Origin of the sequence: Pseudomonas sp. S3E12 (assembly GCF_001702295.1) — a bacterium.
Classification (GTDB): domain Bacteria; phylum Pseudomonadota; class Gammaproteobacteria; order Pseudomonadales; family Pseudomonadaceae; genus Aquipseudomonas; species Aquipseudomonas marginalis.
In genome coordinates, this window is sequence record NZ_MBDT01000016.1 from 1 (window position 1) to 12,961 (window position 12,961).

A 12,961-nucleotide genomic window follows, 5' to 3' on the forward strand; every position below is an offset into this window, starting at 1 on the left:
CAGTTGGCCTACGTGGTCTATACCTCGGGCTCGACCGGTCAGCCCAAGGGCGTGATGGTGAGCCACGCAGCGATCGCCAACAAGATCGCAAGCCTTGCCGGTTTCCTGGAGATCGGTGCTGACGACCGCGTGTCGCTGCTCAGCGGCGTGTCGTTTGATGCGCTGATCGTGCAACTGGCAGTACCGCTGATTTGCGGTGGTTGCACCGTGGTGATCGACGACGCGACGCGCGACGACCTCGCACGTTTCTGGGAATACGTGCACACCCAGGGCATCAGCGTGCTGAGCTGCGTGCCCTCTTATCTGGCCCATGCCCTGTCGGCAGCGCCCCAGGGGCTGGTGGTGCGGCAGGTGCTTTTAGGGGGCGAAGCGTTATCGGCCAGTGTGTGCCAAGCCATCTACCATACCCTGAGCGCGCAACGCATCACCAACCTGTATGGCCCCACGGAAACCACCTGTGATGCCACTGCCTACCGGGTGACGCTGGAGGACATGGACGATGGCACGCTGCCGATTGGCCGGCCGTTGCCGAACTACCAGGTGTTTATCCTGGACGACTACCTGGAGCCGGTGCCCGTCGGCGTGGTGGGGGAGGTGTACCTTGCAGGTGTTGGACTGGCGCGAGGTTACCTGCACCAACCGGGTCTGACGGCGCAACGCTTCATCGCCAACCCGTACGGCGAAGCCGGTAGCCGCATGTACCGCACCGGCGACCTCGGCAGTTGGCGCGACGACGGCACTCTCGTCTACCGCGGCCGTGCCGATCAGCAGATGAAACTCAACGGCGTGCGAATCGAGCCGGGAGAGATCGAAGCGGTGTTGTTGCAGCACGAAGCGGTGTCGCAGGCGACTGTGATCCTGCGTGACGAGCCTCGGCAACTGGTCGGGTATGCGGTGCTGCACGAGGCTGAGGCGGTCACTCCCGAGGCGCTCAAGAACTACCTGGCGGAGCGGTTGCCCGGTTACATGGTGCCGGCGGCGATGATGCTGCTGGATGACCTGCCACGCACGGTCAATGGCAAGCTCGATACACGGGCCTTGCCGACACCGCAGCGGCTTGCCAGCGGCCGGCGAGCGAGCACGCCGCAGGAAGTGGTGCTGTGCCAACTGTTCGGCGAAGTGCTGGGCCTGGAAGAGGTGGGACTGGACGACAGCTTCTTCGAACTGGGGGGCCACTCGCTGTTGGCCATGCGCCTGATCAACCGGATCCGGGGAACCCTGCACGTCGACGTCACGATCCGCAGTTTGTTTGAAGCGCCTACAGTGGCGCAACTGCAAAGCGGTCTTGCTCAAGATCAAGGTTCTTCTTTCAGCGTAATTTTGCCGCTACGATCAGTCGAGAATGCCCCAACCTTGTACTGCATTCATCCGGGAAGAGGATTGTCATGGTCCTATTCAGCGTTTATCAGACGCCTGCCTGACATTTCCTTGATGGGGATTCAGGCCCGTGGTATCGAGGGCGAAGAACCTTTCGCCGAGTCCTTAGCTGTTATGGTCGAGGACTATAAAACGCAGATTCTGGAGCGGCAGCCGCAAGGTCCTTACCATCTGCTGGGATGGTCTTTTGGAGGCCGCGTTGCGTTTGAGCTGGCTTGCGCACTGGAGCGAGGGGGACATGAAGTGGGAGAAGTTATTCTTCTTGATCCGCGTGTGCCTTTTGAATGGCTCAAAAACGAAAATATCACAGAGAAGGTGGTCTTCGGCGCGATACTTTCAGAAGCCGGTATCGCCCCAGAAGATTTTGCAACAGCGTCGAGAAGTTTGTTTGCGTGCCACACTGCCCTGCGCGCATTGCATAACCCGCTGGGGTCGATTGATATTGAAAACTTCGAAAGGATAGTGGAAGTCTCCATTAATAATACCCACCTGGGTCAGGAACCGATGCTGAGTCGATATAACGGTAATGTCACTTACTTTACGGCCAGCCAGGAAGTTGATCCGCAGGCCCCCCAATGCGAACAATGGCGTCCTTACATTGATGGTGTTCTTGACAACATTACAGTCGACAGCATGCATGACGATCTTCTCAAGGAGCCGTCGATAAGTTTAATCAGTGGAATTATCAACAATGCCATCGGCAAAAAAAACAAACCCTTGTAGCTTTTTGAATGAGCCCACCAAGGGGGTGGGCTTTCAAGAAAAATAGTTTCTTGTGGTTTGTAAAATCAATAGGCCTCCTTCTGGCCCTTGATTGGGCGTTTCACTGTACCAGGCGTGGGTTTTGCATTCGCCAAAGAGGGACGGATGGATGTGATACCCGCGACCTGACACCATCGTCGTCGGCCTCGATCGGAAATCGTCGAACCGCGTCCACCGAGGCGCAGCTGGAGAGGATTGCCGCCGCTGGCTTCGATGGGATCACCGACCATTTCTGGATCGCGCCACAGGCCGAACGTCTGCATGTCGCTGCCAAGCCGCAAGGCCTGAACTGGCCGAGCAGTTGCGATCGCACACCGGTTGAGACGTTTACGGATGAAAAAAACTGGCAGGTCAAAATGATCAACTGAATTTGACCTGACAGTCACGACCGCAAATTCAATAACTGTCAGATTAAGTCTGAGTTTCTACATGGTATGCAATTAGAATTTAACCCTTCATAACTACACGTATTTTGTTCCTTGCTGCGAACACATTAAGCAGCGCAACTTCTGAAGTTTCACCTTCAGCCAAAAGTATTCCGATACTAGCTCGTTGGTCGACAATGGTGCTTATTGACTTTCCACTGTAAGCCGTTGGATAAAAGCGTGGGCTTCCGGGATGAGCACTCAACCTGTCGAGTCCTTCGATATGGGAAAACTCGCCCGTTTCCGTGGCATAAATAATTAACTGGCCAATCCCCTTGTGAATATTAAGTGGTACATCCATAAGAGCTGGCCTTTTATTTAACGCCATCTCAATCCAAGCTTCATAAATATTAATGTCAAGAGATTGACACAGCGCCTCACCGATTTGCACGCCGCCCAGACGAGGATTGATTTCGATCACCTCAAAACCCGTATCGGTTATCATGAACTCCGTATGCGCAAAGCCATTACCGTATCCGATACTTTTCAAGACATTATCAATCCATACCTCCAGCGCTGCGCTTATTGAATGGTTGATAGTTACCGGTGATGAGAAAGCCTCCTCGCGGAAATAAGGTTCCTGAGAGGTAATCCGGCTCGTCAACGCAATTACACGTGTCTCACCCTTCCAACTAAGCGTTTCAAGACTATAGAGCGTACCCGAAAAGAAGGGTTCAATGGCGATCTGGCCGCGAAGGACTTCTTGAGCAGCCTTATCAAGAGTTTGTAGCAAGTCCTCCTTGTCATAAGCGATCCATACGTTCTGGCTGCCAGTTCCAGCAGTATCTTTAACTATGCACGGATAGCTGATGTCTTTAATTACTGACTCATTATCAAATTTTCTAGGATCCACCAATTGACTTTTGGCAGAAGACAGGCCAGCCTCATAGAGGCGATTACGCAGCTGGTATTTGTCTCGGGCTATTCGGACTGCATCTGCGTTCTGAGCGGGTAATCCTAGACTTTTACTCACGTCAAGGCAATGCAAACTCCAAGTATCCGTTGAACTGAGTAATGCTACGACGTCCTTCTCATTTCTGATCATCTCAACGACGGCATGATCATCGAATGTGTCGATTTCTACAACCTTGATATTCTGCTCGTCGAGCAAGGATAACTCATAGTCATATACTGTTTTGTCACGTGTGAAAAGCATTAGCGAACAGCCATGTTTTCGTGAGGCCGCAGCCAAACGGCCGAGGCCAAAAGTTAATGCTTCAAGTGCTATGATATTCATCATTATCTCCTTCTGTTAATGCGATGAGCTGTAAACGGTGAGAGAAAGACCTTTTTCATAATTGTCACGGGAATATAACGGTAGCCCCTCATCGCTTGAAATAAGGGTTAGCGCGTACATTTGGTTCTGTTGAGCGACAGAAGTGATGGTCGCCAGTAAATAGGAGGCAAGTCCTTTTCTGCGAAAGTCCGGGTGTGTTTGAACGTCATCAACAACCAAGAAGGTTCCGACACGAATCGCTCTCGCATGAGACGTCATAATGCCCCGTTCACGGGTATAAAAGTCGTACACGTCCGGATCAGCAATATGCTCAGGCTGGATAAATATCGATCCTTTTTGAGCGTTATACCAGTCAGCCTCCTCCTGACTGAGGACTCGATTGACAGCACAGCAAGGGGAGGGCGCATTCTTCGAGATCGACTTATACATATGCGTTTCCCGCGCAACGATATCATATCCCTTCATCAGAAGGCGCTCATGGGTTTTCACGTCAATACCGAAAACACTAAGGAAATGATGTTTGCTCTGATGAAACTCAGTAACAGAGTCGACAAGTTCAAGCCCTCCCCAACAAAATGTTTCCCTGTCACGGGCTCTTTTGCCTATAGGGTATTCAAAAATGCAATGAGATATTCCACTCCCGTGCGTGACCGAAACATGCGATCCTCCCCGAGATTTAGCCCACCCTGTTATAAGGGCTTGCATGATTGCATCACGTTCCGGGTTACTTTGAAAAGGCTCAAATGTCATGATCAATCAACACTTGGCGAATGAACTCGGCGTATGCTTGTTCAACAAGCGTATCGGCTCCTGGAATATATCGACTAATTTTAATCGCGGGGCAGGTATTTATTTCAATGATAAAAGGGGCTCCTGACGAGTCCATAGCTATATCAACACCACAAAAGAGTGACTTTGCTGCGATAGAGCTTTTCTCCGCCATGAGAACAAGCTCCTGAGGCAATGTGTCAATAGTGAACGTCTTGCCAGTACCGTCCTTCATGAGATTAGTAATCCAGCTACCGTTCGCACCACGTCGCGAGTATGCATATTTAGCGACATGGTTAACAACTACCACTCTAAAGTCTTCGTTGTTTTTCTTTTTAATGTAGGGCTGAACATAGTAGTCCTTTATAAGATGTTCATGCTCCTTGAACCAATCGCAAAATTCTAAATATGAATCAAGCTTAAATAATCCGCGTCCACAGGCGCCGTTCACAGGTTTAGCAACCAATGGAAAGCCAATAGAATGAAGTGCTTTTTCTGAAGGTAACTCGAGGAATTTATAATATGGCAAGTGCCGTACTTCTGCGTTGCTGTTAAGCATTGCCGAAGATAAATCCTTGTTTTGGCCGCAAAATAGTGTTTCGGCATCGTTTAGGACTGTAACGCCCATCATCTGCCATAACTTCATTAACTTCATTGCTGTAATCAAATCATCTTCATACGCGTACCCGACCACGAGGTTTGGTTGCAGGGGGGCGCCGCGAAAAAGAAAAGAAGACCCTTCGGCTCCATTTGTTATACAGATTTCACGTGGCTTAGCTGTAATGCCTCTGATGCCCCATTTCGAGAGGACTTCAAATACCGCTTGATATTCAATTTCGTCTTCGTAGTCGGACAAAAATACAACAGTTTTCATAATGAAGCTTCCTTTTGAATGGAGTTCTGCGCCCAAACCCTGGAGATAATAAATGCTAAGGCTATACAGGATGTACTAATTGGCAATATCATCGCAGTGTCTTCACCGAACGCAACACTGGCAATGCCCAAGCCAACATTAGAAGCAATAACACCAATATCTGCAGAGGCAGCAACGACGGAGGATGAGGTTCCAACCAACGGCTGATCTACGCTACAGACAACGTATGACATGACCGCAGGGTAGATAAGCCCAAGAGCCGCTCCACAAAAAACTGCCCCGATGTACACAAGACTGCTGCCCGCCAACAGGTAATTCGAAAACGTTCCGAATATGGCAGAAGCCACGCAAACCGTTAGAATTTGCGTTGGGAATCGGCTGTCCTTTGGTAGATATTTATTCAAAAAAAGTCTAGGCAACATCATACAGATGGTGAACGCTAGAAAATACCAAGAGGGATCTTTCATGCCTTTTTTAATAAGAAAAAATGGCAAGAAAGTAACCGTGGTTCCACTTATGACGTATACCAGTGCCAATATAATAACTGCTGTTCTTATGTTTTGGTCTGCAATGACATGTGTTATTCCTTTTGGTGGTAAGGTTCTGTCAGCGGCTGAAGGCACGTCAACAGAGTTCTGTTGAATATCCAAGACAAATGTAAACAACAGGCAGGTCAAAAATAGCACTAATCCAGCCAGTGAAACGCTCCCCCCTCCCCAAGTCTGGGTGATTTTAAGCGCTACAAATGGTGCAAGGCACGTAGGTAGAACATTGAAAAATGTGATCATCGAAACATTTTTTGATTTCTCAACTGCATTATTACTGAATGCAATTGAATAATACATGAGTAGTGTAGACATCCCTCCCAAGAGAGCCCCTTGTGCCAGCCGCCCCATGATAACCGATGAAACCCAGTTAAAATTTATGAGGAGCAAAGAGCCACAGTACAGAAACGCAGTAATAAATAATGCCCATCTCGGCCTAATGCGATCTATGAGTACACCTGACACGAGCCTCATTATCAGGGTAAGGACAGTCGCACCTCCCACAATTAACCCGACCACCCCATTTTCTATGCCTAATTCCTCTAGCTTGAAAGGGTAGCTGTAGAAAATCATAAAGTTAACAAATGACAGGATAAAGCTCACGGCGAAGACAATATGATTATTCATGTGCTCAATTTCGGCCTTCCAGCATGCTAAAATGAGTTATAGTCGTGTCAGGGACTTCCAGGATGCTGATCAAATCATCCCTGTAATTACTCTCTATATCAGGTGATTCTATAGGTCTGTCCATGGTTTCAACGAGCGCCTGTAATTTATGGAGTTCAAGCCCTGTATCAATATTATTGTCTTTAAGCCAGGCGTCATTGTAAAGAGTATCCAAATATCTTTCCCCGCTATCGCCCAAAATGGCCACAACAGGTTTATGGCTCCCGATGCGTAAAGATAAATTAAGTGCCGCCAGAAGAACGGCTCCCGAGGAGACTCCGACCAAAATCCCTTCATGGCGACACAGTAGGCGGGCAGCTATGTAGGAGGATTCATCTCTTGCACGATAAAAGTAATCGATCTTTGAAACGTCGTTTATGTTCCTTGGTGTCCAGCCAAGTCCAACTCCAGGGATTTTATAAGCATGGCATGGCCCTCCGAATACGGAGGAACCATATGCGTCCACGCAGGTAACCTTGACGTCAGGAAGGCACTCGTTGAAGTATTCCGAAATGCCTCCAATCTGGCCTCCTGTACTGACGGCGCAAACGACGCCTCCGATTTGCCCATATGTTTGTTCATGGATCTCTTTTGCAGTTGAGTGGTAATGCGCTAACGAACTGAGGACATTAAAACACTGATCAGGTCGATAGCTACCAGGAATTTCCCTTGATAAATCATTGGCTAATTTGATTCTGGTTTTATGATAAGAGCCTGTATCGTCTTTTTCCGTTACAGTAATGACCTCAGCTCCGTAAGCTTTCATGAGCGCTTTATTGGTTTCGGTGGCCTTAGGGTCTACAAGCGCAATAACCCGATATCCACTCACTGCACCGATCATAGCCAGGCTGATTGCAAAGTTACCTGAAGACGACTCAATGATCGTGCCTCCAGGCTTGAGTTGGCCCTTTTTCTCGGCCTCCTCGATAATATAAGCAGCGGCTCTATCCTTGATGCTTCCACCAGGGTTATTTTTTTCCAGTTTGACAATGACGTTTGTACCCATTGCTTTGTTGATTTTTGAAAGTGTGACGAGCGGAGTGACAGTTAGTCCATCAATAATGTTCTTTTTAGCAAACGACATAGATAACCTCGTGATTTCCATATGCTTCGGGGTCTTTAAAGTCTAGACGGTTCAATAATCATAGTGTCAAATGACCTGATTATTCATGGTAAGTGTTTATAGTTACTAAGTTGTTGCGCTCGGGCAGTCGTCATTACGCCTTTCTGCGTTACCAGATGCCTAATACAGCCGTGTTAGTTCGATGTTCACTGTGGCAAATTGTTCAGAAAAATCGTGGCGAGTGGTTTTAGGAGGAAAAATCTTTCCAGACTCGACAGATTTAAAGATTTGTTGGTACGCAAAAGGGAGGCCGGTTTTCCAGTCATACACCCTTACCTTTTCTGACGAGTATGACATTTCATAACATGGAACCCGGGATAAACCCGACGTAAGAGCGAAATTATAGCGATGGTGCCCATCCATAATTATCCCACTTTCCTTATCAATGATTATGGGAGTATCCCAGGCGCCATTTTTATGGATCTTCTCTGTAAGAGATGTGAGGTTGGCTTCGTCAATGTCTTCATGCGGGCGTAAAAAATTTATATCCACGAGTTTTACATCTGTAACAATCATTCCATGATTTCCTTTCGCAAGCATCTAGTGCAAGTATTTTTTATTAGCATTTCGCGCACGTGTAAGCGCGATTGATATTCTCAGATCCACTTCAACTGGCTTTGGCTTGGAGCAGAGAGTGATACTGGGTATGGACAGACGCTTCTCTCTTAGCTTCCTATGCTGCCAATCTATTAATTGGATTTTACGCCATGAAATAACCATGACTGCAACAGATTTAAGGGTTTTAATATGTGTGGGCAATAAATCGCCGTCGCCGAAAAAGTTGAGTGTTTCTGATCCTCTAAGATATTACAAAGGAAAAGCGACACAAACCGCTGCTAAGAATTTATGGCGCCGAAATAAGACAACGAAGCCTTTTTGCTGCAAAGGAGGGGAGGCAAACAAGATCTGTTTCCTCGTAAGGGGTATGAAGCTTGGAGAGAGGATTTATAGTTGATGCGGTCATTTTCCGACGTCCATTTCAGGTACCTATATCAGAGATAAAAGGTCTTTAAGTTGACATTCCATGTCTACAAAAAATCAATGCTATTTAAAAATTAAATATGGCTGCCATGCTTTCGCGAGATTATTGGCTGAGCGCTTCAAGGACGGGGCCAATTAAGGAAACCCGGATCAAGTAGCTGCTATCGCGTGGCAAGGCGAGAATCTCGCCAAGACCATGGCGATTTACCGCAAAGCGTCGCATGCACAGAGCAGTGGCGGGCTTTTCAGCCCGACTCTCCGGGTTACACGCGTACGGCACAGCTAATTACACTCCATAAGCTGCGAGGTCTTATCGTTTTTGGCTTTGCACATATCCTAATAGTTTATATTTATAACTATATGTAAGTAAAAAATTATTACGTTAGGTAGGAGGCTAATCATCGATAATTATTTTGTCAAGAAAATATTTTCTCGGGGATAAGCTCTCCAGTAAATACACACCAGAGCCGCCTGTAGTGGTCAACTCATCCCGGACACGGTTTTGAGTTTTTCTTCCGTTTTCGTGGGGGCCAATCCATCGTTAAATTGATGAGGTCGGATCCAGTTGTAGTGATGCATCAGGTACTGGCTAATGTCTCTCTGAGCCTGGTGGCCGGTCATGTAGCCAGTGGTTGGCATCCACTCTGTTTTCAAGCTGCGAAAAACCCGCTCCATCGGCGCATTATCCCAGCAGTCTCCTCGGCGGCTCATACTCTGACGCATGCGATAACGCCACAGCCGCTATCGAAAGTTGCGGCTGCCCAGTACAGCAGCTCCGATTGGCGCAGTTTTTTGAAAGCGAACAATTTGGTTGCCAGCATGAGTCGCCGAGGCAACTGTCATGACAACGCCGTGGCCGAGAGCTTTTTCCAGCTTCTAAGGCGGGAACGGATCAAGCGGAAAATCTATTCCACGCGCGAAGATGCTCGTAGTGATGTGTTCGATTACATCGAGATGTTCTACAACGCAAAACGCCGGCATGGTTTCAACAATCAACAATCAACAATCAACAATCAACAATCAACTGTCAACTGTCACCGGTAGAGTTTGAAAAGCGTTACGCAATTGGCCGGACGGTTACAAACCTATTTCAGGACTAGACAGTGATTTACGTGATAGACGCTTCGGCGTCTTTTTTCGTTTCTGCGCAAACCCATTGGAGGACGGGCGGCACCAAGTGTCTGGCGACAGGCTGCGTGACTGATCAGCGGCTATGAGCTATCCGGTTATCCCGTCGATCAAGATATGCCGTTGTCCCCGACTGCACTGCTCGATCCGCGCCTCAACCTGGTATACCTCGCGCAGCATGCGTTCGGTGATCACCTCATGACTCGCGCCGCTGCCCTGGGCGGTGCCGTCGGCAATCACCAATACCTGGTCGGCAAAGCGCAACGCCTGGTTCAGGTCATGCAGGGCAATAAACACGATGACCTGCTGTTGGCGGGCCAGTGCGCCCATGAAGTTCAACACTTGCACCTGGCGATGCATGTCGAGGGCGCTGGTGGGTTCGTCCATCAGCAGGATTTCCGGTTCGCGCACCAAGGTCTGGGCGATGGACACCAGTTGCTGCTGGCCGCCGCTGAGTTCGCCCAAGTTGCGAAAGGACAAGTCGCTGATGCCAAGGGCCTCGAGCATTTCGTCCACCAGGTTCAACTCGTCATCGTGGACGGTCCATTGCGGCGACAGTTGCTTGCGGGCCAGGAGTACCGATTCGTAGACCGTCAACCGCGCACTGGCATTCAAGCCCTGGGGCATGTAGCAGATGCCCTGCCGGCCCTTTTTCGAGTCCTGCAGGATCACCTGTCCAGGCCCGTCGATCAGCCCGGCCATGCGTTTGAACAGGGTGGACTTGCCCGCCGCATTGGGCCCCACCACCGCGACCACTTGGCCGCCGGTGAACGCGGCGGTGGTAACGCCACGGATGATCGTGCGCTGGCCATAGCGGGCACCCAGGTCTTGCAGCTGAATCTTCACCATGTGTTTTTCTTCCCGCTGAGGATCAGTGATATGAAGAACGGCACGCCGATCAGCGAAGTGACCACGCCGATCGGGAAGATGGCGCCGGGGATCAGGGTTTTGCTCACCACTGAACTGGCGGACAGAATCAGTGCGCCGGTCAGCAGCGAGGCCGGCAGGAAGAAGCGTTGGTCCTCGCCGATCAACATCCGCGCAATATGCGGGCCGACCAGCCCGATAAAGCCGATGGTGCCCACAAAGGCCACGGGGAACGAGGCGAGCAGGCTGACCATGATCAGCGTCTGAAAACGCAGGCTGCGTACGTTGATCCCGAAGCTGGCGGCCTTGTCGTCACCCAGTCGCAGTGCGGTCAGGGCCCAGGCGCGCTTGGCAAAGATCGGCAGGGTGATCACGATCACCAGGCAGATCACCCCGAGTTTGGGCCAGGTGGCTTTGGTCAGGCTGCCCATGGTCCAGAACACCACGGCCGCCACGGCTTGCTCGGTGGCGAAAAACTGCACCAGGGCCAATAACGCGTTAAACGTGAAGACCAGGGCGATACCCAGCAGCACGATGGTTTCCGCAGTGACCCCGCGACGCATGCTCAGGAAGTGAATCAGCAGCGCCGACAGCATGGCCATGATGAACGCGTTGACCGGCACCATGTACTGCGCCGCCAACGGAAACAGCGCCACACCAAACGCCAGCCCCATGGCTGCACCAAAACTGGCGGCGGCGGAAATGCCCAGGGTGAAGGGGCTGGCCAGCGGGTTATTGAGGATGGTCTGCATCTGCGCGCCGGCCAGTGACAACGCCGCACCCACGGCAACCGCCATCAGCGCGATCGGCAGGCGGATGTCCCACATCACCACGCGAACCTGTGCCGGCGCACTGTCCGGCGCAAACAGTGCACCGAGCACTTCATGGAAGCTGTAGCGCGCCGGCCCCAGGGCCAGGTCAAGCAGCACACTGCACAACAGCAGCAAGAGCAGGCCACCGAGGATCAGGCGTTTGCGCAGCACCAGGGCCCGGTAGGTGTCGCGTTGGATCACGGCACTCATGGCTTGAGGCTCACGAAGTAACCCGGCTCATAGGGCACCGGCAGGAATCGCTCGTGCAATTCGCGAAACGAGGCTTCAGGGTCCAGGTCGGTAAACAGTGTCGGATGAAACCACTTGGCCAACTGCTGGATGGCCACGAACTGATAAGGGCTGTTGTAGAACTGGTGCCAGATGGCATGGAACGCCTGGTCATCCTGCGCCTTGATCCCGGCATAGGCCGGGCGTTGGGTATACCAGGCCAGTTTGCGCCGGGCTTGGGCCATGTCGGCACCGGGACCTACCCCGACCCAGTGGCCACCGGGGGCAAAGGCTTCCCAGTTGGCACTGGTGACCACCACCTGTTCCGGGTTGGCGACGATCACTTGCTCGGGATTCAGCTGGCCAAAGGTGGTGGGAATAACGCCTCTGGCGATGTTATTGCCACCCGCCATATCGACGAACAGACCAAAGTTTTCATTGCCGAAACTCAAGCAGCAATCGTCGGTGTAGCCACCGATACGCTCGATGAACACGCTGGGGCGCGAAGGGGGCTGCGCGTTGATCACGTCGGTGACGCGGCGGATCTGCTGGTTGCGAAAGTCGATAAACGCTTCGGCACGCGCCTCTTTGCCGAACAACTGGCCGAACAGGCGCATGGTCGGTTCGGTGTTCTGCATCGGGTGGTTGCGAAAGTCGACGTACACCACTGGAATCCCCAGGGCATCGAGCTTTTCGATATAGCGGGCGTCCTCGGTCGCGTGCTGGGCCTCGATATTGAGGATGATCACGTCCGGGCGCTGGGAGATGGCCTGCTCGATATCGAAAGTGCCGTCTTCAAAGCCGCCAAAGGTGGGGATGTTGGCGATGGCAGGAAACTTACGCAGGTAAGCGCCATAGGTGTCCGGGTCGGACTGGATCAGGTCCTTGCGCCAGCCGACGATTCGCTCGATGGGGTTTTGCGTATCCAGCGCGGCAACCAGGTACAACTGACGGCCTTCCCCGAGAATCACGCGCCGGACCGGCAGGTGCACCTTGACCTGGCGCCCGAGCAAATCGGTGACGGTGCTGCGTGGTGCCTGCGGCTCGGCGGCCGTTGACGGCAGCGCCCATCCCAACAAACCCGCAAGCAGCAGCCCGGCTAAGGCGTGGCTGCGTCGAACAATGGTAACCATGGTTAAAGCCTTTGCAATGGTCGGGCCGGGTGGCG

Annotated in this window: 10 protein-coding genes and 3 pseudogenes; 3 read left to right on the forward strand and 10 right to left on the reverse strand. The window is 51.3% G+C overall.

Going from position 1 to position 12,961, the window contains the following annotated elements:
* Both BB029_RS13585 and BB029_RS32870 read left to right on the forward strand, forming a co-directional pair.
* A partial coding sequence (locus BB029_RS13585; protein WP_141696542.1) for an amino acid adenylation domain-containing protein occupies positions 1-2,100 on the forward strand: 2,100 nt, incomplete at its 5' end.
* A 215-nt stretch (positions 2,101-2,315) separates the two neighbouring features.
* A pseudogene (locus BB029_RS32870) lies at positions 2,316-2,426 on the forward strand (sugar phosphate isomerase/epimerase); the annotation flags it as partial.
* A gap of 160 nt (positions 2,427-2,586) precedes the next feature.
* On the opposite strand, the gene BB029_RS13590 reads toward BB029_RS32870, so the two are convergent.
* The 7 genes and pseudogenes from BB029_RS13590 to BB029_RS13620 form a co-directional block, all read right to left on the reverse strand.
* Complete coding sequence (locus BB029_RS13590) at positions 2,587-3,801, reverse strand: ATP-grasp domain-containing protein (protein WP_065939562.1); 1,215 nt, start codon at positions 3,799-3,801, stop codon at positions 2,587-2,589.
* Positions 3,802-3,816: 15 nt separating this feature from the next.
* Positions 3,817-4,551 carry a GNAT family N-acetyltransferase gene (locus BB029_RS32875; RefSeq protein WP_141696543.1) on the reverse strand — a complete coding sequence of 245 codons (735 nt, stop codon included), beginning with the start codon at positions 4,549-4,551 and terminating at the stop codon, positions 3,817-3,819.
* On the reverse strand, positions 4,541-5,443 hold the full coding sequence (locus BB029_RS13600) for a RimK family alpha-L-glutamate ligase (RefSeq protein ID WP_065939564.1): 903 nt from the start codon (positions 5,441-5,443) through the stop codon (positions 4,541-4,543). Before BB029_RS13600 ends, BB029_RS32875 begins: the two co-directional genes overlap by 11 nt.
* On the reverse strand, positions 5,440-6,615 hold the full coding sequence (locus tag BB029_RS13605) for an MFS transporter (protein WP_065939565.1): 1,176 nt from the start codon (positions 6,613-6,615) through the stop codon (positions 5,440-5,442). The genes BB029_RS13600 and BB029_RS13605 overlap by 4 nt, the downstream gene beginning before the upstream one ends.
* 4 nt (positions 6,616-6,619) lie before the next feature.
* On the reverse strand, positions 6,620-7,738 hold the full coding sequence (locus tag BB029_RS13610; protein ID WP_065939751.1) for a cysteine synthase family protein: 1,119 nt from the start codon (positions 7,736-7,738) through the stop codon (positions 6,620-6,622).
* A 159-nt stretch (positions 7,739-7,897) separates the two neighbouring features.
* Positions 7,898-8,293 (reverse strand): ParB N-terminal domain-containing protein, encoded by a 396-nt coding sequence (locus tag BB029_RS13615; protein ID WP_065939566.1) that lies wholly within the window; start codon positions 8,291-8,293, stop codon positions 7,898-7,900.
* A 945-nt stretch (positions 8,294-9,238) separates the two neighbouring features.
* Positions 9,239-9,520 (reverse strand): annotated as a pseudogene (locus BB029_RS13620) (integrase core domain-containing protein); the annotation flags it as partial.
* On the opposite strand from BB029_RS13620, the pseudogene BB029_RS32180 reads away from it, so the two are divergent.
* Positions 9,518-9,858: pseudogene (locus tag BB029_RS32180) on the forward strand (IS3 family transposase); the annotation flags it as partial. The pseudogenes BB029_RS13620 and BB029_RS32180 sit on opposite strands and share 3 nt — an antisense overlap.
* A gap of 118 nt (positions 9,859-9,976) precedes the next feature.
* Here the strand turns inward: BB029_RS32180 and BB029_RS13625 are convergent.
* Genes BB029_RS13625 through BB029_RS13635 form a run of 3 tightly spaced genes read right to left on the reverse strand, consistent with a single transcriptional unit; the run spans position 9,977 to position 12,926 of the window.
* On the reverse strand, positions 9,977-10,735 hold the full coding sequence (locus BB029_RS13625; RefSeq protein ID WP_065939567.1) for an ABC transporter ATP-binding protein: 759 nt from the start codon (positions 10,733-10,735) through the stop codon (positions 9,977-9,979).
* Positions 10,729-11,775, reverse strand: coding sequence for an iron ABC transporter permease (locus BB029_RS13630; protein ID WP_065939568.1), 1,047 nt, complete (start codon positions 11,773-11,775; stop codon positions 10,729-10,731). Before BB029_RS13630 ends, BB029_RS13625 begins: the two co-directional genes overlap by 7 nt.
* A complete protein-coding gene (locus BB029_RS13635; protein ID WP_065939569.1) occupies positions 11,772-12,926 on the reverse strand; it encodes an ABC transporter substrate-binding protein in 1,155 nt (384 codons plus the stop codon). The genes BB029_RS13630 and BB029_RS13635 overlap by 4 nt, the downstream gene beginning before the upstream one ends.
* Positions 12,927-12,961: the final 35 nt, after the last annotated feature.

What these genes read in the sequence shown, in the direction of transcription:
- BB029_RS13590 (WP_065939562.1), bottom strand. Translation starts at nt 3,801, where the DNA reads ATGAATATCATAGCACTTGAAGCATTAACTTTTGGCCTCGGCCGTTTG.
- BB029_RS32875 (WP_141696543.1), bottom strand. Translation starts at nt 4,551, where the DNA reads ATGACATTTGAGCCTTTTCAAAGTAACCCGGAACGTGATGCAATCATG.
- BB029_RS13600 (WP_065939564.1), bottom strand. Translation starts at nt 5,443, where the DNA reads ATGAAAACTGTTGTATTTTTGTCCGACTACGAAGACGAAATTGAATAT.
- BB029_RS13605 (WP_065939565.1), bottom strand. Translation starts at nt 6,615, where the DNA reads ATGAATAATCATATTGTCTTCGCCGTGAGCTTTATCCTGTCATTTGTT.
- BB029_RS13610 (WP_065939751.1), bottom strand. Translation starts at nt 7,738, where the DNA reads ATGTCGTTTGCTAAAAAGAACATTATTGATGGACTAACTGTCACTCCG.
- BB029_RS13615 (WP_065939566.1), bottom strand. Translation starts at nt 8,293, where the DNA reads ATGATTGTTACAGATGTAAAACTCGTGGATATAAATTTTTTACGCCCG.
- BB029_RS13625 (WP_065939567.1), bottom strand. Translation starts at nt 10,735, where the DNA reads ATGGTGAAGATTCAGCTGCAAGACCTGGGTGCCCGCTATGGCCAGCGC.
- BB029_RS13630 (WP_065939568.1), bottom strand. Translation starts at nt 11,775, where the DNA reads ATGAGTGCCGTGATCCAACGCGACACCTACCGGGCCCTGGTGCTGCGC.
- BB029_RS13635 (WP_065939569.1), bottom strand. Translation starts at nt 12,926, where the DNA reads ATGGTTACCATTGTTCGACGCAGCCACGCCTTAGCCGGGCTGCTGCTT.